The sequence below is a fragment of the Streptomyces sp. WAC07094 genome (assembly GCF_036320405.1).
In the GTDB taxonomy this organism is placed as follows: Bacteria; Actinomycetota; Actinomycetes; order Streptomycetales; family Streptomycetaceae; genus Streptomyces; species Streptomyces lannensis.
Window position 1 is genome coordinate 8,227,017 of record NZ_JAVMJZ010000001.1, and the last position, 19,599, is coordinate 8,246,615.

The 19,599-nt window shown below is 70.9% G+C and carries 17 protein-coding genes and 1 pseudogene; 11 read left to right on the forward strand and 7 right to left on the reverse strand.

The window, feature by feature from the left end:
* Positions 1-70: 70 nt before the first annotated feature.
* Entirely contained in the window at positions 71-1,672 is a 1,602-nt protein-coding gene (locus RCR19_RS36920; RefSeq protein ID WP_331269096.1) for a glycerol-3-phosphate dehydrogenase/oxidase, read from the reverse strand.
* A complete protein-coding gene (locus tag RCR19_RS36925; protein ID WP_331269097.1) occupies positions 1,669-2,268 on the reverse strand; it encodes a TetR/AcrR family transcriptional regulator in 600 nt (199 codons plus the stop codon). The genes RCR19_RS36920 and RCR19_RS36925 overlap by 4 nt, the downstream gene beginning before the upstream one ends.
* Before the next feature lie 73 nt (positions 2,269-2,341).
* On the opposite strand from RCR19_RS36925, the gene RCR19_RS36930 reads away from it, so the two are divergent.
* Positions 2,342-3,934 (forward strand): FAD-binding oxidoreductase, encoded by a 1,593-nt coding sequence (locus RCR19_RS36930; RefSeq protein ID WP_331269098.1) that lies wholly within the window; start codon positions 2,342-2,344, stop codon positions 3,932-3,934.
* Positions 3,935-3,998: 64 nt separating this feature from the next.
* Positions 3,999-4,877, forward strand: a complete 879-nt coding sequence (locus RCR19_RS36935; protein WP_331269099.1) for a YegS/Rv2252/BmrU family lipid kinase — start codon at positions 3,999-4,001, stop codon at positions 4,875-4,877.
* A 49-nt stretch (positions 4,878-4,926) separates the two neighbouring features.
* On the opposite strand, the gene RCR19_RS36940 is transcribed toward RCR19_RS36935, so the two are convergent.
* Entirely contained in the window at positions 4,927-5,319 is a 393-nt protein-coding gene (locus RCR19_RS36940) for a helix-turn-helix domain-containing protein (protein ID WP_331269100.1), read from the reverse strand.
* 64 nt (positions 5,320-5,383) lie between these two features.
* On the opposite strand from RCR19_RS36940, the gene RCR19_RS36945 reads away from it, so the two are divergent.
* Together RCR19_RS36945 and RCR19_RS36950 are read left to right on the forward strand one after the other, a co-directional pair.
* Complete coding sequence (locus RCR19_RS36945) at positions 5,384-6,283, forward strand: LLM class flavin-dependent oxidoreductase (protein WP_331269101.1); 900 nt, start codon at positions 5,384-5,386, stop codon at positions 6,281-6,283.
* Positions 6,280-7,587 carry an FAD-binding protein gene (locus RCR19_RS36950; RefSeq protein ID WP_331269102.1) on the forward strand — a complete coding sequence of 436 codons (1,308 nt, stop codon included), beginning with the start codon at positions 6,280-6,282 and terminating at the stop codon, positions 7,585-7,587. The genes RCR19_RS36945 and RCR19_RS36950 overlap by 4 nt, the downstream gene beginning before the upstream one ends.
* 100 nt (positions 7,588-7,687) lie before the next feature.
* On the opposite strand, the gene RCR19_RS36955 is transcribed toward RCR19_RS36950, so the two are convergent.
* Positions 7,688-8,077 carry a helix-turn-helix domain-containing protein gene (locus RCR19_RS36955; RefSeq protein ID WP_059126286.1) on the reverse strand — a complete coding sequence of 130 codons (390 nt, stop codon included), beginning with the start codon at positions 8,075-8,077 and terminating at the stop codon, positions 7,688-7,690.
* A gap of 119 nt (positions 8,078-8,196) precedes the next feature.
* On the opposite strand from RCR19_RS36955, the gene RCR19_RS36960 reads away from it, so the two are divergent.
* From RCR19_RS36960 to RCR19_RS36980, 5 genes are all read left to right on the forward strand, one after another.
* Complete coding sequence (locus tag RCR19_RS36960) at positions 8,197-8,847, forward strand: NAD(P)H-dependent oxidoreductase (protein WP_331269103.1); 651 nt, start codon at positions 8,197-8,199, stop codon at positions 8,845-8,847.
* Positions 8,848-9,101: 254 nt separating this feature from the next.
* The gene (locus RCR19_RS36965) at positions 9,102-10,601 is read left to right on the forward strand and encodes an NAD(P)/FAD-dependent oxidoreductase (protein WP_331269104.1); all 1,500 of its coding nucleotides are present in this window, start codon (positions 9,102-9,104) and stop codon (positions 10,599-10,601) included.
* A 96-nt stretch (positions 10,602-10,697) separates the two neighbouring features.
* Entirely contained in the window at positions 10,698-11,150 is a 453-nt protein-coding gene (locus RCR19_RS36970) for an NAD(P)H-dependent oxidoreductase (RefSeq protein WP_059126289.1), read from the forward strand.
* Positions 11,151-11,404: 254 nt separating this feature from the next.
* Positions 11,405-12,727 carry a transposase gene (locus RCR19_RS36975; protein WP_331269105.1) on the forward strand — a complete coding sequence of 441 codons (1,323 nt, stop codon included), beginning with the start codon at positions 11,405-11,407 and terminating at the stop codon, positions 12,725-12,727.
* A 131-nt stretch (positions 12,728-12,858) separates the two neighbouring features.
* Positions 12,859-13,266, forward strand: a complete 408-nt coding sequence (locus tag RCR19_RS36980) for an SgcJ/EcaC family oxidoreductase (protein ID WP_331269106.1) — start codon at positions 12,859-12,861, stop codon at positions 13,264-13,266.
* A 140-nt stretch (positions 13,267-13,406) separates the two neighbouring features.
* Here the strand turns inward: RCR19_RS36980 and RCR19_RS36985 are convergent, their stop codons facing one another.
* Complete coding sequence (locus tag RCR19_RS36985; RefSeq protein WP_331269107.1) at positions 13,407-13,967, reverse strand: hypothetical protein; 561 nt, start codon at positions 13,965-13,967, stop codon at positions 13,407-13,409.
* Entirely contained in the window at positions 13,964-14,233 is a 270-nt protein-coding gene (locus RCR19_RS36990; protein WP_331269108.1) for a hypothetical protein, read from the reverse strand. Before RCR19_RS36990 ends, RCR19_RS36985 begins: the two co-directional genes overlap by 4 nt.
* A gap of 489 nt (positions 14,234-14,722) precedes the next feature.
* Between RCR19_RS36990 and RCR19_RS36995 the strand changes: the two are divergent.
* Together RCR19_RS36995 and RCR19_RS37000 are read left to right on the forward strand one after the other, a co-directional pair.
* Positions 14,723-16,496, forward strand: a pseudogene (locus RCR19_RS36995) (cellulase family glycosylhydrolase).
* Between the two features lie 461 nt (positions 16,497-16,957).
* Positions 16,958-17,863 (forward strand): DMT family transporter, encoded by a 906-nt coding sequence (locus RCR19_RS37000; protein ID WP_331269109.1) that lies wholly within the window; start codon positions 16,958-16,960, stop codon positions 17,861-17,863.
* 251 nt (positions 17,864-18,114) lie between these two features.
* Here RCR19_RS37000 and RCR19_RS37005 read toward each other — a convergent pair whose 3' ends face one another.
* Positions 18,115-19,587 carry an MFS transporter gene (locus RCR19_RS37005; RefSeq protein ID WP_331269110.1) on the reverse strand — a complete coding sequence of 491 codons (1,473 nt, stop codon included), beginning with the start codon at positions 19,585-19,587 and terminating at the stop codon, positions 18,115-18,117.
* Positions 19,588-19,599 lie beyond the last annotated feature (12 nt).

Here is a 19,599-nt window from a genome sequence, read left to right on the forward strand (position 1 = left end):
GTACGGCGACGGCGGGCGGGTCCCCGAGGGCCGCGGCGCCCGCCGGCCGTCACGAGGGCGTGCGGGCGGGTCAGCGGGCGTCGTCCGTCGCCTCGCCGAGCAGCGCGTGAGCCGTTGTCAGCGCGACGGCACGGTCGGCGGGGACCAGCCCGATGCGGGTACGCCTGTCCAGCAGGTCGGCGGTGTCCAGCGCCCCCTCATGGAGCACGGCCCACAACAGTTCGGCGCGGGTGGTCGGGTGGCCCGGGAGGACGGAGCCGGCGAGGTCCGGTTCGCGCGTGACCAGAGCATGGACGGCCTCGGCCTCGGTGCCGTAACGGCTGATCAGGCGTTGCGGCGCGCGCAGGGCGGCCAGCACCCGCGGCGGTGCCGCGCCGACCAGCGGCACCGTCGCGGTGGGGGAGGGGCCCGCGGAAAGCCGGTGGGCGGCGACGGCGGCGTCGACGGCGTCCTCGGCCATGCGCCGGTAGGTGGTCAGCTTGCCGCCGACCACGGTGATCACGCCCTCCGCCGAGGTGAGGACCGCGTGCTTGCGGGAGATGTCGGCGGTGCCGGTCGCCGTGCCGGAGCCTGTGGTCGTCGTGGTGTCCAGCAGGGGGCGCAGCCCGGCGAAGGCACCCACCACGTCGTCGCGGTGGACCGGCACGTCCAGGGCGGAGCCGAGGACGTCGAGCAGGAAGCCGATATCGGTTTCCGGGACCTCGGGGACGTCCGGGATGTCGCCGTCGACGGGCTCGTCGGTGAGTCCCACGTAGACCCGGCCGTCCCCCTGCGGCAGGACGAGGACGAAGCGGTTGGTCTCGCCCGGGATCGGGATGTGCAGGCCGGCCGGCAGGGAGCCGAAGCGGTCCGCGCGCAGCACGAGGTGGGTGCCCCGCGAGGGCCGTATGTGCACGCCGTCCACGAGGCCGCCTGCCCAGACGCCGGTGGCGTTGATCACCGCCCGGGCCCGGATCTCGCCCTCCTCACCGGTGAGTTCGTCGCGTACGCGGGCGCCGGAGCGGGTGAGTTCGAGAGCGCGCACCCGGGTCAGGATGCGTGCCCCGTGCCCCGCAGCCGTGCGGGCGATCGCGGTGACCAGCCGGGCGTCGTCGGTCACGCGTCCGTCCCAGGACAGCAGGCCGCCGCGGAGCCCGGCGCCGCGCAGTGACGGGGCGAGACAGCGGGTTTCGGCCGCGGAGAGCCGACGCGGCGCGGGCAGCGTCGTCCGGGCCGTGCGCGCCGCGAGGCGCAGTGTGTCCCCGGCGCGGAACCCGGCCCACGCCAGGGCGGCCTGCGGTCGGGAGACCAGGGGGGCGAGGGGCAGTACGAAGGGCTGGGCGCGTACCAGATGGGGCGCGGTGCGCTCCATCAGAACCCCCCGCTCGCGTGCGCTTTCGTGGGCGACGTCGAACTGGGCGGAGGCGAGGTAGCGCAGTCCCCCGTGGATGAGTTTGGAACTCCAGCGGGAGGTTCCGAAGGCGAGGTCGTGGGCGTCCACCGCGGCAACCGTCAGTCCCCGGGCGGCGGCGTCCAGTGCCGCTCCGGCGCCGGTCGCGCCGAGTCCCACGACCAGGACGTCCACCTCCGAACCGTCGGTGGACAGGGCCAGTTCGCGTCGGCGGCGGGTGGCGTTGAGGGATGTGCCCGTAGGCGGGGCCGCGGGCATGGACGGAGTGCTGCTGGTGCTCATGGCGTCAGGGTCCTCTCGAGGATGGTCCGCAGTTCTCCGTAGAAGGCCTCGGGGCTCAGCTCGTCGTCGCCCTCGTCGGTCATGGTGCGCAGGGACAGCGTGAAGGACTGGGCGACCAGGAGCAGCGCCCTGGCCTGGCGTTGGGGGTGCCCGGGGCATACCGAGCCGTCGGTGTGGCCCTTTTCGACGGAGTCGGCGAGCAGTTCGAGGAGGGCTTCCTGGCTCGCCCCGCGCCGGTCGAGCACATAGGGGAGCAGCAGTTCGGGGTCGACGTCGACGATCTTGCGGAAGAGCGGGTGGCGGCGAAAGGCGTCGACACCACGGACGAGCCCTTCCACGATCAGGGTGCGTGCGCTCGTCCCCGGCTCGGGCTCGGGCATCGCGCGGGTGGCCGCCTCGATCCACTCCCGGGTCATCAAGTCCCCGACCAGCGTCCGCACATCGGGCCAGCGGCGGTACAGGGTCATCCGGGAGACGCCCGCGCGGCGGGCCACGTCCGTGAGGGTGGTGCGCCGGACGCCGACGGCCAGGACGCAGTCGCGTACCGCGTCGAGTACCGGATCGCTGTCCGAGGCGTTGTGACGAATAGGCGTCATGTGTCACAGTGTAACGCGCCCTGTGGCCGTGCAGGGCGGCACTTCGTCGAGACGACCGGTGAGGACACGCACCATGGACATGCTGTGGAGCGGCTGGGGAGACCCGGCCAGGGCGACGCCGCTGCCCGAATCGGTGATCGGGCTGCTGCGCGACATGCTCGGAGTCAAGCCCCGCAGCGCCGAACCCGTCGCACTGGACGAGATCTCCGTGCCCGAGTCACCCCTGGACGCCGCCATGCGCCAGGCTCTGCTCGCCGCCGTCGGCGGCGAGCACCTGCGGACCGACGCGGAGTCGCGCATCCGGCACATGCGAGGCAAGTCCACCCCCGATCTGCTGCGCATCCGCGAGGGCGACACCACCGACATCCCCGCGGCCGTGGTGCTCCCGGCGAGCCACTACGAGGTCCTCGCCGTGCTCAAGGCCTGTGTCGTGCACGACGTGGCCGTCGTGCCCTTCGGCGGCGGAACCTCGGTCGTCGGCGGCCTCGCCCCCGAGGGGCGGCGACTCTTCGTCGCGCTCGACCTGCGCCGTATGGACGCACTGCTCGCCCTCGACCCGGTCTCCCGCACCGCCACCCTGCAACCCGGTCTGCGGGCTCCGCACGCCGAAGCGCTCCTGGCCGAGCACGGCTTCACCCTCGGTCACTTCCCCCAGTCCTACGAGTGGGCGACGATCGGCGGTTTCGCCGCCGCGCGCTCCAGCGGACAGGCGTCCGCCGGCTACGGCCGGTTCGACGAGATGGTGCTCGGCCTCACCGTCGCCACTCCGGCCGGCACCCTCGAGGCCGGCCGCGCTCCGCGGTCGGCCGCCGGTCCCGATCTTCGGCAGCTCGTTCTCGGCTCCGAAGGCGCGTTCGGGGTCATCACCTCCGTGACCGTGCGGATCCGCCCCGTCCCGCGGATCCGCCGCTACGAAGGCTGGCGCTTCGACTCCTTCGAGGCCGGTGCCGCCGCCCTGCGGCGTCTGGCCCAGGACGGGCCCCGGCCGACGGTACTGCGTCTGTCGGACGAGACCGAGACGCTGGTCGGTCTCGCCCAGCCCGACGCCATCGGTTCCGCCGGTGCGGAGCAGGCCGTCGGATGCCTCGCGATCGCGGGCTACGAGGGCACCGAGGAGGACACCTCGTACCGACGGGAGCGGGCGGCGGCGGTCCTGAGCGAGTGCGGTGGTACCTGTGTGGGACCGGAGCCCGGGGAGCGCTGGGTCCATGGCCGCTACTCGGCGCCCTATCTGCGGGACGCGCTGCTCGACGCGGGTGCGTTCGCCGAGACGTTGGAGACCGCGGCCTTCTGGTCACGCCTCCCCGAGCTGTACGCCTCCGTCCGCGAGGCCGTCATCGGCACGCTCGGCGCCTCGGGCACCCCGCCGCTGGTGATGTGCCACATCTCGCACGTCTACGAAAACGGCGCCTCGCTCTACTTCACCGTGGTCTCCGCCCAGGGTGACGATCCCGTGGCACACTGGGCGCCCGCCAAACAGGCCGCCAACGAGGCGATCATGGCGGCGGGCGGCACGATCAGCCACCACCACGGTGTGGGCACCGACCACCGAGACTGGTACGTCCAGGAGGCCGGACTGCTCGCAGTCGACGCCCTCCAGGCGGTCAAGCGGCGTCTCGACCCCACCGGGCTGCTCAACCCCGGCATCCTGCTGCCGGCCGACTGATCCCGTTCCGTCCACCCGACCACCGTCCGTCCACGATCCGTCAGGCGCCTTCGGAGGCACACCGATGCGACAGTTCACCGCCATCGTCAACCCCACCGCCGGCGGATCCAACGGGGTCGCGACGCTGCTGAGCGTGGCCCGGCTGCTGCGGGAGGCCGGGGCCGAGCTGGAGACGGAGTACAGCAGCAGTCTGGCCCACGCCCAGGACCTGGCACGGCAGGCCGGAGAACGGCAGCGGGTGGTCCTGGCCGTCGGCGGTGACGGCACCGTGGGCGGTATCGGTGGGGCCCTCAGCGGCACCGACACCGTCTTCGGCATCGTTCCGGCGGGCCGTGGCAACGACTTCGCCCGCGCGCTCGGCCTTTCCTCCGATCCGGCCGAGCTGGCCGAGGCGCTGCTCCACCACGAGCCGCGGCGTGTCGACACCATCGAGGTGGAGTCCGCACGGGGCCGCACCGTCGCGCTCGGCAGCGTGTACGCGGGTGTCGACGCGCTCGCCAACCGCCATGCCAATCACGCGAAACTCCTGAGCGGAGCCGCCTCCTACTACGCGGGCGGACTGCGGGCGGTCGCGACCTGGCGCCCGGCCACCTACCGGATCACCGTCGACGGCGAAGAGCTCACGCACCACGGCTACACCGTGGTGGCCGCCAACTCCGCCTTCTACGGCTCCGGCCGCATCATCGCCCCCGAGGCACGCGTCGACGACGGCCTGCTGGAGGTCGTGATGATCCGCCATGCGCCTCGCCGACTCTTCTTCGCCCTGATGAACGAACTCAAGACCGGCGCGCACGTCCACCGGCGCGAAGTACGGATCGTACGGGGCGCGGAGATCCGCATGGAGGCCGACCGCGACGTGCCCTACGGGACCGACGGGGAGGTGGACGCCGTCCTGCCCGTGACGGCGAGAGTCCTGCCCGGGGCGCTCGCGGTGCTGTGCTGAACGCCCCGGCCGGTCGTCGCAGCCGAACGTGGTCGAGCTCCTCGGGAGATCAGGCCGCCGGGCCGGATGTGCCGCCGCTGCGGCCCGAGCGGTGAAGGCTCCAGCGCGCCAACGGCTGCAGTGCGTCCACCAGAGCCCGGCCGTCCTGGGACAGCCGGTAGCGGATCTGCACGGGGGTGGTGGGCGTGACGGTGCGCTGGATGAGACCCGCCGTCTCGAGTTCCTTCAGGCGCTGTGAGAGCAACCGGTCGGAGATACCGTCGATCACGGCCCGGAAGTCGCCGAACCGGGAGGCCCCCCGGCGGGCCGCGCTCAGGATCGAACCCGTCCAGCGGCGCCCGATCAGCTCGAGGGCGTCCTGGAAGCTCGGGCAGCTGTCGTCGTGGATGGAGCGACGCTCGAGGGACGGGGGTGCGGCGGGAGACGACTCGATGGGGTTCACTTACAAAAGGTTAGCACCTTACTTGAAGTTTGGTCTGTGAGGCGTTGCCCCGCACCGTGGACGCATGACCGACTACGGACGCCCTCTCTCCTTCGGGGTGAGCCTCGACCCCGCGGCCGACGCCGTGCACCGGACCCGGCGCCTCGCGCGTGCGGCGGAGGACCAAGGCCTGGAGTACCTCGCCGTCCAGGACCACCCCTACCAACCGGGCCATCTGGACACCTGGACCCTGATCACACACCTGGCCGCGGCAACCGACCGCATCACGTTCCTCACCGACGTGGCCGATCTGCAGCTTCGCCCGCCGGCCATGCTGGCCAAGGCCGCCGCGTCGCTCGCCGTCCTCACCGACGGCCGGCTCCGGCTCGGTGTCGGCGGAGGTGGCATCCCCGACGCCATCGCGTCGATGGGCGGCCAGGCGCGACGCGGCGAGCCCATGGTCGCCTTCACCGAGGAGTCGCTGACCGTCATGCGCCGGGCGCTGGCGGGAGAGGTGGTCCGGCTGCGGAGCCCGCACCATTCCGTCGGCGGATACCAGGCCGGTCCGGTGCCCCCGAAACCCGTCGAACTGTGGCTCGGCGCGCAGAAGCCCAAGATGCTCGCCGTGACCGGCCGTTCGGCGGACGGCTGGATCTCCCCGCTGAACATCTACGTCCCGCCGCAGCAGGTGCCCTCCCGCGGGCAGATCATCGACGAGGCGGCCTCGGCCGCGGGACGCGATCCGCGGACGATCCGCCGCGTCTACAACGTGATCGGCGCGATCGGGGACCACCGGGGAGCCCCGGGCCTCGTCGGCGACGTGCGGCGGTGGGTGGACACCCTCAGCGAGTGGGCCGTCGACCTCGGTTTCGACACCTTCGTCCTCTGGCCTGCCACCGACCCCGACCGGCAGGTCGCCCTCTTCGCCGGCGAGGTGGTTCCCGCCGTACGCGAGCGTGTGGCGGCTCTGCGGAGCGGGCGATGAGCGCCGACCCGGTACCGGCACCCGCCGAACTCGCCGGGAAGCTGATCACCCCCGACGACAGCCGCTACGGCCTGCTCCGCTCCACCTACACCACGGTGGGCCGCCCGGCCGTGGTCGTCCTGCCGCAGTCCGCGGCCGACGTCGCCGCGGCACTGCGGATGGCCCGCGGGCGTCGCCTCCCGCTCGCGGTGCGCAGCGGTGGGCACGGGCTGAGCGGCAGGTCCACCAACAACGGCGGCCTCGTCGTCGACCTCAGCGCGATGAGGCGGGTCGAGGTGGTCGACCGGGCCGCGCGCCTCGTACGGGTGGAGGCGGGTGCCCGCTGGGCGCGGGTCGCCCGCACCCTGGCCCCGTACGGGCTCGCCATCAGCTCCGGCGACCACGGCAACGTCGGAGTCGGCGGCCTGGCCACGGGCGGCGGCATCGGATGGCTCGTACGGCACTACGGGCTGACCGTCGACCGCATTCGCGCCGTCGAGGTGGTCCTGGCCGACGGGACGATCACACGAGCCGACCCCGGAACCGATCCGGATCTGTTCTGGGTGATGCGCGGAGCGGGCGGCGGCGCGGGTGTCGCGGTGGCCTTCGAGATCGAGGCCGTCGAGTTGCGTGAAGTGGGATTCGCACAGCTGGCCGTGCCGGTGGATCCGGCCGGTGAGACGCTGCGCCGCTGGGAGTCGGCCATGACGCAGGCACCGCGGAAGCTGTCGACGGCGGTGACACTGGCGGCCCAGGGACCCTCGGTGACCGCGTTCATCACCGCGGTCGTGGCCTCCGACAGCCCCGCCGCGATCCGCCGGGCCCTCGAGCCGCTCCTCGGGATCGGCCGCGTCATGGTCCAGCAGGCCCACCTCGTCCCGTACACCGAGCTGGTCTCGACCGCCCATCTGCACCCCAACACCGGGCAGATGCGGTCCACCACGACCAACGGGCTGTTCACCGCGACGGGTCCCGCGACGGCCCGCGCACTGGTGGAGGCGGCGACAGGGCCGCATCCGGTGCTCGTCCAGTTGCGTTCGCTCGGCGGCGCGTCCCACGACCCGGCCCCGTCCGCCACGGCCTTCGCGCACCGCCATCAGCGGACCCTGGCCGTCGTGTCGGCGTTCCCGCCGGACGACCGGCCGACGGCGGCCGCCGCCTGGGCACGGCTCGCGGCACACGCCGACGGCGCCTATGTGAACTTCGAGAGCGATCCTGACGAGACGACGTTCGCGCGCGCCTATCCGGGGCAGACCGGTGCCCGGGTGGCGGAGCTGTGGAAGCGCTACGACCCCGACGGGCTCCTGCGCGGGCGGGCCGACTGACGGCCGCCACGGCACACGAGTGGGAGAGCAGGCGTGCGGCGCGGGGTGTGTCCCGGCACGGCGATACCGACGCGGGCGTTCGTTCCGCCCGGCGGCGGGTTCACTTCCGGGCCGACTCCACGCACGTTTCGGTGGCCCCCATGCAGGGCTCGGCATCCGGCAGATGCGTCTGCGCCCACTGCCCGAGCGCCTTGAGCGCGGGCTCGAGTGCGGCCCCGGACTCCGTCAGCCGATAGGAGACCCGCAGCGGCGGGCCCTCGTCGACCTCGCGCACCACCAGTCCGGCGGCGCCGAGTTCGGCGAGCCGGTCGGAGAGCATGCGCTCGCTGAGGCCCGGAATCGCCCGTCGCAGGTCGGCGAAGTGCGCCGGCTGGTCCACGAGCACCGCCACGATCGGGCCGCTCCAACGCTTTCCGAGCAACTGGAAGACGCGGGTGATACCGCCGTCCACCTGCTTGCATGCCGCCACGTCGTGACCCTGAGCCGCCATGCGTACAGCTTACTACCCCGACAGGGGATGAAAAAAAGTAAGCTCCTGTGTTAGATATAGCTCTGTACGAATTCTTAGCCCGGCTCGTCCGGGCTCGGGCATGTTCTTTGGAGACCCCCATGGCCACCCTGCTGCACATCGACTCGTCCGTCTTCTCGGGCGAGGCGTCCGCCTCGCGCACCGTCGCGGACGCCTTCCGCAAGGCCTGGCAGGAACAGCACCCCGACGGCACGGTCGTCTACCGGGACCTGGCCGCCGAGCCCGTGCCGCACATCACCGCCGAGTCGCACACCGCGGGCTTCGCCGACCCCGCCACCCACTCCTCGGAGCAGGCGGCCGCCTTCGAGGAGCGCATCGCGCTGATCGAGGAGCTGGAGCAGGCGGACGCGGTGCTGATCGGCGCCCCGATGTACAACTACTCGATCCCCTCGACCCTCAAGGCCTGGCTGGACAACGTGATCCTGTTCGGCCGGACCGCGGGCGAGACGTCCTCCATCAAGGGCCTGCCGGTCACCGTCGTCGCCAGCCGCGGCGGCTCCTACGCGCCGGGCACGCCGAAGCAGGATTTCGAGTACGTGCAGAACTACCTGCGGGCCGTCCTGGCCGACACGCTGGGGCTGGAACTCGACTTCATCGTCCCGGAGCTCACCATGGCCCCGCACAACCCGGCCATGGCCGAGCTGGTCCCGCTCTACGAGGCCTCCCGCGAGCGTGCCTTCGGTGAGGCGGCGTCCAAGGCCAAGGAGCTCGCCGAGCGCCTCGCCGCATAACCGGCGAGGAGCGGAACGCCGTCCACCGCCCGCGTCGCCGGGCGCCGGGCGGCGTTCCCCCATGTCTGCCCCGTATACCCCGGGGAGCAGGCGAGAACGCTCCGCAGACCGTAGCCTGACGGAAGGCCCGCAGCGGCTCGTGCCGGTTGCCGGCGCTTCGGCGATCCCATGTCGGCCGGCACGTGGCATCCCCCTCACACTCACCGCACTCCATGCACCGCCGGTGCGGCGGAAGGACGATCGCGGAGGTTCTGATGACTGCGACGGTGGACCCGGAAAGCTCCGAATGGGACGTCATCGTCCTCGGCGCCGCAGCCGCCGGAGAGAACGCCGCCCAGTACGCCGCCCAGTTCTCGGGTCTGTCGTCGGTGCTCGTGGAGAACGTGCTCGTCGGCGGTGAGTGCTCCTACTGGGCGTGCATGCCCAGCAAGGCTCTCCTGCGACCGGTCGAGGTGGTCGACGCGGCCGCGCACTCGCCCGGAGTCACGGCGCGGCTCGAGCCCTCGGCCGTGCTCGCGCGGCGCGACGTCGTGATCAACGGCCTGGACGACACCTCCCAGGTGAAATGGGCCCTGGACACCGGCATCGACGTGGTGCGGGGATACGGGCGGCTCACCGGTGAACGCAGGATCGCGGTGAGCCGGGACGACGGACCGGTCCGGGAACTGACGGCCCGACACGCCGTGGTCATCGACACGGGTTCCTGCCCCGCCGTACCGGACGTCCCCGGACTGCGGGCCGCGCTGCCCTGGAACTCCCGCGATGTCACCACGATGAAGGAAGTACCCCGCCGGGTCGTCGTCCTCGGCGGCGGGGTGGTCGCCTGCGAGGCGTCCACCTGGCTGCACGGCCTCGGAGCCGCCGAGGTGACCGTCGTCCAGCGCGGACCACGGCTGCTGGCCCGCTCCGAGCCGTTCGCGGGAGAGTTGGTCGCCGAGGAGCTGCAGGACTGCGGTGTGCGGCTCTGCCTGGGTCGCGGAATGTCACGGGTGGAGCGCTCCGACCCGCGGGACACCGGCCAGGGGCGTGTGCACGGCGGTGAGGTGAGGGTGACCCTCGACGACGGCACGGTGCTCGTGGCGGACGAGATCGTGGTGGCCGCCGGCCGTACCCCGAACACCGGCGACATCGGCCTGGAGACCGTCGGACTGTCGCCCGGCGGCTACCTCGACGTCGACGACCACCAGGCTGTGCACGGCGTGCCCGGCGACTGGCTGTACGCCATCGGCGACGTGTGCGGGCGTGCCCTGCTCACACACATGGGCAAGTACCAGGCCCGTATCGCCGGAGAGGTCATCGCGGCACGCGCCGGCGGTTCCCAGGACCTGCCCTCATCGGCCGAGGGACACCGAGGGCTGCCCCAGGTCGTCTTCACCACCCCGGAGGTCGGCAGCGCCGGTGTGACCGAAGAACAGGCACGGGAGGCGGGTATCGACATCGAGGTCGTGGAATACGACCTCGGTGCGCTCGCGGGCACCTGGGTCATGCGCCCGGACTACCGGGGGCGGGCCAAACTCGTCGTCGACCGCGCCGAGGACATCGTGATTGGGGCGACGTTCGTGGGGGCGGGCATCGCCGAACTCGTGCATTCGGCGACCACGGCGATCGTCGGACGTATCCCTCTGTCCACCCTGTGGCACGTGGTGCCCAGCTATCCCACGGCGAGCGAGATCTGGCTCCGGCTCCTGGAGACACTGCGATCGCAGCGCCATGCGGCACGCGCCGGGGGAGACGCGGCTGGGGAACGCGGCTGAGGCATCGGCGGCCGGGCAGGACGGCGTCCTCGCCCGCCGGGGAGGGAGTCCGCGTCGCCTTGCGGTGCGGGAGGCGTCGCGGCAGGGTTCGACGGTATGGCCACCTTGCTGATCGTGCATCACACCCCCTCGCCGAACTGCCAGGCGCTGTTCGAAGCCGTCGTCTCCGGTGCGACGGCGCCTGAGATCGAGGGTGTGCGGGTGGTGCGGCGTGCGGCGCTGTCGGCGACCGCGTCGGACGTACTGGAGGCCGACGGCTGCCTGTTGGGCACCCCGGCGAATCTCGGTTACATGTCCGGGGCCCTCAAGCACTTCTTCGACCAGATCTACTACCCGTGCCTGGACGAGACGCGCGGCCGGCCGTTCGGCTACTGGGTGCACGGCGGCAACGATGTGACCGGGGCGGTACGGGGGATCGAGTCCATCACCACGGGGCTCGGCTGGCGACGCGTGGCCGAGGCGGTGACCGTGACGGGCGAGCCGGGCAAGCCCGACATCGAGGCGTGCTGGGAGCTGGGAGCAACGGTCGCCGCCGGACTGATGGGCTGACCTCGCCCGGCTTGCCCGGCTTGCCCGGCCCTGCACAGGGGACGCATCACGGAGCCGACCGGCTCACCGATCGCACATCAATCGACCTGAGGCCCGCCCGTCTCCGGGCCGAGAAGTCCGGAGCAGGGGGCGGTCGATGCGGCTTCCGGCGCTCGTCACAGATTCAGCATTGTGGACGACGTGGCCGTCCATACGACAAATCGAAATGGTGATTTACGGCGTGGCGTCATCACCCCGATGGTTATGTTGACCCTGTGAGAACGGAACGTGCATGGGAGAAGCGGCAGTTCGGGCATCGTGCTCGGTCGGCACTGGTCCCTGCGCAAGCCCGGCTCATCGACGTCCAGGCCCACGCCGCACGGACGACGTGGAATCTCCTTCACGACTTCTGGACAATGACGCCGAAATGCCGGCGGTCGCTGAAGGTCGCTGATGAGGCGATCCGGCAGGCCCGCAAGGAGATCGACTGGCTCGGCGTTCTCCCGGCCCAGGCAGCCCAAGCCGTACTCAAGACCTACCACCAGGCTTGGAAAAACTGCTGGGAGGGCAGGGCAGGGGAACCGACTTTCAAGACACGCACGCGTTCGGTGATGTCGGTGGACATTCCTCAGGGGCGTGACCTGCAGATCAAGCGGGTACATCGCCGTTGGGGCATGGTCAACATTCCTAAGGTCGGACGGGTCCGCTTCCGCTGGACCCGCGACCTGACCGTGGGCAAGAAAGCCTCCGAGGACCATCGCATCACTGGAGCTCGGCTGGTCAAGGACGCCCTCGGCTGGCACATCACTTTCCGCGTCCAGACCCTTGTACCCCCATCCGGGCCGCACATCGGAGCCGAGGTCGGCATCGACGTGGGAATCAACGTCCCCCTCGCTTTGTCCGACGGCAACCACCAGGACCATGGCCGGCTTGCGTGGCCGGCGGACGGCACAGCCGACCGCGATAAGTGGCCAAACCTCCATGAGAAGGCCAGACTGCTGCGCCTGGAACGGCGCGCGGCGCACCGCAGGAGCTTCCGTAACCCCGGCGAGAAAATCTCCCGCCGACTGACGAACACCTACGCCCAGATCAAACGGCTACGCGCAACAGCCACGCGCCGCGCCACCGATTGGCAGCACCAGACCACTACGTACCTCGCCCGCACCTACGGCGTCATCGTGGTGGAGAAACTGGAAATCTCGAACATGATCAAATCAGCCAGGGGCACCATCGAGAACCCGGGGAACAACGTCGCGAAGAAGTCCGGCCTGAACCGCTCCATCAGCCAGGAGGCATGGGGACGCACCGTGACGATGCTGGCGTACAAGACTGCCCGCAACGGCGGCACCCTGCGCAAGGTCCCTGCCCCGAACACGTCCCGGCGGTGCTCTGCATGCGGTTTCATCACACCGGGGAGCAGAGAGGACCAGTCCACGTTCGTGTGCAAGAACCCCGACTGCGGCTGGTCAGGCAACGCCGACTACAACGCCGCCCGGAACGTTCTGCACCTCTACCGGATGGGCCACGCGCTCGTCCCGGCTGCCGGAAGGGCAGTCGTCAGGCGCGCACATAGCGTCCAGCCCTCCACCGCAAGGTAGGAGGGAATCTCCCGGCTCCAGCCAGGAGAACGCTTCAAGACAACAGCCCCAGCGTCACAACTCCGACTCGCACAACGCACACGCCGACAACGTATTCGCTCGGACGACAGGAACCAGAGAGCCGCCCTCACATGGCCGACGACACAGAGCAGATCCGGGCCTTGGTCGAGAAGTGGGCCGCGGCCGTGCACCGGGGCGAGATGGAGGGGGTCCTCGCGGACCACGCGGACGACATCGTGATGTTCGACGTGCCGCCGCCCTACCAGGGGGTGCCCGGCATTCGGGCCTACCGAGACGTCTGGCCGTCGTTCTTCGCCTGGCAGGCGGTGGGTGCCGTCTTCGAGATCGAGTCGCTCGATGTCACCGCCGGGAGCGACGTGGCGTTCGCCCACGCCTTGATTCGCTGCGGAACGCCGCAGGACCTGACCGAGCGACCGGACAACCGCCTGAGACTCACCCTGGGATTGCGCAAGGAAGGGGACCGCTGGGTGGTGGCCCATGAGCACCACTCCTTCCCCTACGTGGAGACCGGGCCCTGACACGTGCCTGCTCCGGTCCTCTCCAGGCGGCGGACGCCTTGACCACGAGGTCGTCACAGACCGCGTCCGCGGCTGTGACCTGGGCCGTGTACGCCGCGGGGGCCTTCTTCGCCTGGGCGGACGGGGGCGCCGTGGAGGCGCTACGGAGACTCTTCCGGCTCGACGACGGCGGTGCGACGGCCTCCCGCGCGGTCCGCGGTGTCGGCCGGCGGCAGTGGTGTCCACTGCAGGCGGAGCAGGTTGTACATACGGTGGAACAGGAAGACCGCCATCGGGAGTTCGACGAAGACGGCCAGAGCGGCGGAGGCCCAGACGGCGGGTGTGCCCAAGGCGAGCGAGACGTCGAACCAGGCGTCGCACACCAGCAGCACGGCGCTCGACAGTGCGGGGATCACCACGGCCCGGTGACGTCGTCTGCCGAGCACGGCCGTGGCCCCCAGGGCTATGAGCAGCAGTATGTCGAAGCCGACCCAGGTCGTGCGCCAGGCGTGGACCCGGTAGTCGGTGGGCAGTGTCACGCCCAGGACGACCGTCCAGGGGACGAGGGCCAGCGCGCACACCGCGAGCAGTTCGACCATGTGCCGCCGACGGCGTTCGCGCGGGTCGTTCCGCTCCGGTCGGCCCGTCGATGCGCCGGGCAGTGGCTTTCGGGTCGCCAGGAAGGGGTCGGTCGCCATGGTGCCGTCGGTCGCCTGACTCATCGGTGCACCGAATCGTCCGGGGTGGTGCGTGACGACCCGGGATACCAGGCGGCGATGCGTCCGGTGGTGAACCAGCCGATTCCGGCCAGGAGCACACCGGCCACGGCATTGGGAAGGTGCCGGCTCAGCACCATCACGGCGGCCGCCACATCCAGAAGTACCGCGAGCAGGACAAACGCGGCACGCTGCCATGGTTCACGAGGCGCGGCCGCGGCCACCGGGCGATGGGGTCTGCTGCGCAGGAATCCCGGTGTGAGGTGGCTCATCGCGGACCCCTCGCCTGCCTCATGTGCCTGCTGTCCATGCCCGCCTCCAGTGCGCCCACCCAATGCAACCACCAACCTGAGGGGGGTCTCCATATATTTCCCAGGAGGAGACCCGAGACGTGACATTCCCACGTGATCTGCGGCACACGGGGGTGAAAAGCCCTATTAATTGCTGATTATCACCTTTGTTCATGGAGTCTCGGGGATACGCCACGATGTTCTGCGGCGGTGTCGCCTCGGAGGCCCGCCGGCCCTCCGGTGGGGCGCTTTTCGGCCGGTGTGTGGTGCCGAGGCGCCGGCTCGTTCGACGGCGCCGACAGGGGGAGGCGTTCTTCCGTAGACTGATGCCCGCCGTCCGCCGCTGTCGCCGACACGCGCCGCGCACCGCCTCTGCTTCCGTCCGGGCAAGCCGCCCGCCGCCCGCGCCACCCCGTCCGTGCACCGCCGTTCTTTCGCCGAGGTACGCATGCAGACAAAGTTGACCAGTACCTGACAGGATTGGCAGCGGCCCTGGTGCTGCTCGCCACGGCACCGGGAGCGGTCGCCGCGGCCCCGCAGCCGCCGACCCGCACCGCGCACGCCACGGACCAGGAGGCCGACGCCTGGCAACCGCCGCTGTCCACCCGCGGCCGCTACATCGTCGATGCCACGGGTCGTCGCTTCCGGCTGAGATCCGCCAACTGGGACGGGGCCCAGGGATCGTGGACGGGCAGCAGCAGTACCGCCGACCCCGCCAACCACCACGCCGGACAGAACTCCTACGGCATACCCCTCGGCCTGGACCGCGTCCCCCTGCCCGAGCTCCTCGCCGACTTCCATGACCTCGGCATCAACAGCATCCGGCTCCCGTTCTCCAACGAGATGATCCACGCGACGGCCGCCGTGCCCGACGAACACCTCGCGCTGGTGCTGCGGCATCGACGGCAACGAGCGGTGGAACAGCAGCCAGTCCACCGGTCAATGGGCGGACGACTGGGTCTTCATGGCACGCCGGTACGCCTCCGACCCCCGAGTGGTGGGCGCCGACCTCTACAACGAAGTACGCCGCGACATCCTGGACGACCCCGACTGGGGAGCGGGCGACGAGCACGACTGGTTCGCCGCCGCCCAACTCGCCGCCGACCGCATCCTCACGGAGGCGAACCCCGACCTCCTCATCGTCATCGAGGGGATCAACTGGACGGGGCTGCCCGTCGACGGACTGCCGCACGGCCGACCCACCCTCACTCCGGCACGCACGCTCTCCCACACGCTCGTGGCCACCCACAAGTTGGTGTACTCCGCCCACTTCTACGGATACACGGGGCCCCACCACAGCGGTGCGACCGGTATCGGCGAGACCCACGACCCCCGCTACCAGGACCTGACCCGTGAGGAGCTGTACCGAGAACTCACCGACGAGGCCTTCTTCATCACCGAGGAGGGGAGCCACTACACCGCTCCCGTGTGGATCAGCGAGTTCGGCATCGGAGCCGGTGAGACCGGGGCCGCCGCCCGGACATGGTTCGGCAACATCACCGACTACTTCGCCGACCACGACGCGGACTTCGCGTACTGGCCACTGGTCGGTTGGGAAGGCCACGACGACTGGGCCCTGCTGCGCTACGACACCGAGGGCCACCGGCACGGAATCCTGGACCCGGCCGACTGGCGCGGCACCGCCTGGAGCCATCTCATGACGGCGCCGACACACACCGGACCGGTCGCCCCGGTTCCCACGTGGCGCATGCTCACCACCGACCACGGGGACCAGGTCCAGTCGCTTCGGGTGCGTGCGGGCGGGGACTGGGATCCCGGCGCCTACAAGGCGGCCTGCCCCGACGGACTGCGGCTGATCGGCCTCAGCCACACGGCCGGACGCGGTCTGTGCACCGACACCGGCGGGGGCGATCTGCGCGCCGAGGGCAACGCCCGGACGGTGGTCACCGACGAGCGCCACGTTCCGCAAGGCGGCGACTGGGCCTCGGGCTACACAAAGTTCCAGTGCCCCTCCGGTCAGTTCCTCATCGGCTACAGCCGCCGCGGTGGCCGTGTGTCGGCGGCGCTGTGCGCCCCCGCCCGCATCGCGCTGGGCGGCACGGGGCGGACGGTCTGGTTCGACCGCTACGACAACCGCCCGGCCGAAGCCGACGGCGGTGACTACGCCTACGGCGACTACAAGGGCCAGTGCGCCGACAACGAGTACGCCGCCGGGATCGCCTTCACCACACGTCTGGGCAGCACGGCGGGCCCCGCAGCCGTACTGTGCCGCACGCTGTCCTGAGCAGGGGCGGGGCGCCGGAGGCCTGCGGCGGGGAGTGCCGGACACCACCGAGTGCCGTACCGCGGCCCCGCCGGCGCCCGTACCGCACGCCGTGTGCGCCGAGCGGCGCGGTCCCCGGGGCGCACCTGCCCGGGGACCGCGGCCGGCCGCGTGACCTGCGGCGGAGCCACGGACGATCAGAGTCAGGAACGCTTGCCCGGCCCCGGGTACGCCGTCCCGTCGACCGCCTCGGTGGCCGGGCCTCGACCGCGCCCGGCCTGCCCGGGCGGGAACCGCAGACCGCCCGCGCGCCGCGGCAGCCGTCCGGTCCGGCCGGGCCGGGAGAAGAAGGCCCGGCTGGAAACCGCCGACGCGAGGTGCCATCGTGGAACAGGCCCAGGCAGACCCGCCATGAGCAGCGACAAGAACGGAAACGCCGTACCCGCGCACCCGGCGCGGGACGTGGAAGTGGTGCGTTCGGGATGATTCTGGCAGTCGTATTCGCCGTCCTGGCTGCTGGCAGCAACGCGGTGGGAACCGTGTTGCAGCGGCGTGCCGCAGTCGAGGTGCCCGACTCCTCGGCCCGGCTCGCCCTCGTCCGGCACCTGCTGCGCAGTCCCATCTGGTTCGGCGGCATTCTCGGGGTCGTCTTCGCCGCTCTGTTCCAGGCCCTGGCCCTGAGTGCGGGCCGGCTGGCCATGGTCCAGCCGCTCTTCATCCTCGAGCTCCCGCTGGCGCTCCTGGTCGGCAGTCTGGTATTCCGCGTACGGGTGTCGGCCAAGGCATGGTTCTGCGTGGCCTGCATCTTCGTCGGCCTGGCTCTGGGTCTGTTCTCCGCGGCCCCCTCCGGTGGACGCGATCAGATTCCGGGGGTCTGGTGGGTGCCGACGCTCGCAGCCGTCGGCGGGGCCGGTGTCGTACTCGTGCTGACCGGACTGCGCCGCCCACAGGGACTCGCCCGAGCCGCCTGCCTGGCGGCCGCCGCCGCCATCGGCAACGCGCTCACCGCGGCGCTGGTCAAGTCGTCCATGGCCATTCTCTCCGACGAAGGGGCGACGGGATTCTTTCTCGCCTGGCAGACCTATGGATTCGCGGCCGTCGGATCGCTCTCGATCTTCCTGCTGGGATACGCCATGCAGGGAGGCCCGCTGATCGCGTCGCAGCCGGCTCTCACTCTCGGTGACGCCTCGGTGAGTTTCATCCTGGGTGTGACCCTCTTCGCGGAGTCCCCGCGCCTCGGAATGTGGCTTCTTCCGGCCTTCCTCGGCCTCGCCCTGCTCTCCTACGGCGTGTTCGCCCTGTCCCGCACCCGCTGCCTGGCGAAGTGCATCGACCGGGACGACGAGGAAGCGCAGCAGGAGGAGCAGCATGCCGCGGCGGCCATGTAGGGCGAACCGCCCCCTTCCGACGGACACCGCGCAATCCGCCGACCCCGAGAGTGCCTCTCCCACGGGGGCGGCCGTGGACGCGGGTGATCACCGGGTCGAGCCGCCCGCGCTCGGAGGAGCGGTTGTTGTACGGCGGGGCGTTTCGTCGGTGCCGCGTCCTCATGGTCACCTCGCATGGCCGAGGCCGCGTGCGGTCGGCGCCACGACGGCCACGATGTGTGACCGTACGAAGCACGCTGTGAGCCGGCGCCTCACGGGGGAGTGACGCGAGGTGCGAGCCGCGTGGCCTGGACGCCGGAGAGTTCGTCGAGGGAACAGCCGCGCGGCTCGACGCGGATGACGAGGGTGATCAGGAAACCGAGCGCACAGGCGGCGGCCACCGCGTAGAGCAGTGCGGCCTGGCCGATGCCCGCCAGCAGCACGGGGAAGAGGAAGGTACCGAGGGCCGCTCCCAACTTGCCGCATCCGGCGGCGAAGCCGTGTCCGGCCGAGCGGATCTCCGAGGGGAACACCTCTGCGGGCAGAGCGAAGGTCGTGGCGTTCGGGCCGAGATTCATGAACATGTTGAAGAGCCCAAACCCGATCAGCACCATCGGCAGATGGGCGCCGGCCCCGCCGGGCAGTTGGCTGCCGACCGCCAGGACACAGAGTGCGACGGCCATCACCGCGAAACCGACCAGTTGCAGCGGTACGCGGCCGACACGGTCGATCAGGAAGATGGCCAGGAGGAATCCGACGACGAGGAAGACGTCGAGCAGTGCGGTCCCCTTCGTGGAGACGATGTCGTCGGCGATGAACGTGGTGTTCGCCCCGTGCACCGTCAGGGAGGCGAGGAGGGTGGGGGTGAAGATGCCCACCCCGTAGGTGGCGATGTCCATCAGGAACCACGGCGCCGCGGTGAAGACGGTCCGTCTGCGCCACTGACGTGAGAACAACCGGGGCTGAAGGAACGCACCGACACCTTCCGCGGGGGGCTCGTGCCGTTCCTTGTCCGCGTCGGTCACCTGGACGGGCACACCCACGAGCGCCCGGCCGATGTCGCGTGCCTCCTGTTCGCGGCCGTTCTGGGCGAGCCATCGGGGACTCTCGGGCACCCGGCGGCGCAGCCAGATGATGATCAGGGCCGGGAGCAGCCCGAATCCCAGCATGATGCGCCACGAGGTCACATGCGGATTAGCCTCGAGGATCACCACCCCGGCCGCCGCGCCCAGCAGGATGCCCGCCGCCTGCAGACTGAAGGCGGCGACCAGCCACCGCCCACGGGCCCTGGAGGGCAGGATCTCCGCCAGATAGCTGGCGGCGATCGGGTAGTCCAGGCCCACCGCGACGCCCAGCGCGAACCTGAAGACCATGAGGGACCAGACATCCCACGCGACCGCGCACAGCGCCGAGAAGACGACGAACAGCCACAGATCGACCCGGAAGATACGGCTTCGGCCGACCCGGTCGCCCAGCGGTCCCAGCAGCGCCGCACCGAACACCGAGCCCACCACCGCCGCGGCGGACAGCAAACCCTTCTCGACGGCACTCACCGAGAAGTCCGCGGCGATCAGCGGATTCGCCACACCGATGATGAAGAAGTCGAAACCGTCGAGCAGAACGCCGAGCCCGGCCAGCAGCCAGAACCTGAGGTGCAGTCGGGAAACGGCGGCGCCGTCCAGCGCTTCGCCCAGGGGTTTCGATCGGTCGAACACATGCTGGGCAGGCGGAGTCTTGGTGGCCACGCCGTCCTCACC

Excerpts from the sequence above, each read along its gene's own strand:
- RCR19_RS36920 (WP_331269096.1), bottom strand. The coding sequence starts at position 1,672 with ATGAGCACCAGCAGCACTCCGTCCATGCCCGCGGCCCCGCCTACGGGC.
- RCR19_RS36925 (WP_331269097.1), bottom strand. The coding sequence starts at position 2,268 with ATGACGCCTATTCGTCACAACGCCTCGGACAGCGATCCGGTACTCGAC.
- RCR19_RS36930 (WP_331269098.1), top strand. The coding sequence starts at position 2,342 with ATGGACATGCTGTGGAGCGGCTGGGGAGACCCGGCCAGGGCGACGCCG.
- RCR19_RS36935 (WP_331269099.1), top strand. The coding sequence starts at position 3,999 with ATGCGACAGTTCACCGCCATCGTCAACCCCACCGCCGGCGGATCCAAC.
- RCR19_RS36945 (WP_331269101.1), top strand. The coding sequence starts at position 5,384 with ATGACCGACTACGGACGCCCTCTCTCCTTCGGGGTGAGCCTCGACCCC.
- RCR19_RS36950 (WP_331269102.1), top strand. The coding sequence starts at position 6,280 with ATGAGCGCCGACCCGGTACCGGCACCCGCCGAACTCGCCGGGAAGCTG.
- RCR19_RS36955 (WP_059126286.1), bottom strand. The coding sequence starts at position 8,077 with ATGGCGGCTCAGGGTCACGACGTGGCGGCATGCAAGCAGGTGGACGGC.
- RCR19_RS36960 (WP_331269103.1), top strand. The coding sequence starts at position 8,197 with ATGGCCACCCTGCTGCACATCGACTCGTCCGTCTTCTCGGGCGAGGCG.
- RCR19_RS36965 (WP_331269104.1), top strand. The coding sequence starts at position 9,102 with ATGACTGCGACGGTGGACCCGGAAAGCTCCGAATGGGACGTCATCGTC.
- RCR19_RS36970 (WP_059126289.1), top strand. The coding sequence starts at position 10,698 with ATGGCCACCTTGCTGATCGTGCATCACACCCCCTCGCCGAACTGCCAG.
- RCR19_RS36980 (WP_331269106.1), top strand. The coding sequence starts at position 12,859 with ATGGCCGACGACACAGAGCAGATCCGGGCCTTGGTCGAGAAGTGGGCC.
- RCR19_RS36985 (WP_331269107.1), bottom strand. The coding sequence starts at position 13,967 with ATGAGTCAGGCGACCGACGGCACCATGGCGACCGACCCCTTCCTGGCG.
- RCR19_RS36990 (WP_331269108.1), bottom strand. The coding sequence starts at position 14,233 with ATGAGCCACCTCACACCGGGATTCCTGCGCAGCAGACCCCATCGCCCG.
- RCR19_RS37000 (WP_331269109.1), top strand. The coding sequence starts at position 16,958 with ATGATTCTGGCAGTCGTATTCGCCGTCCTGGCTGCTGGCAGCAACGCG.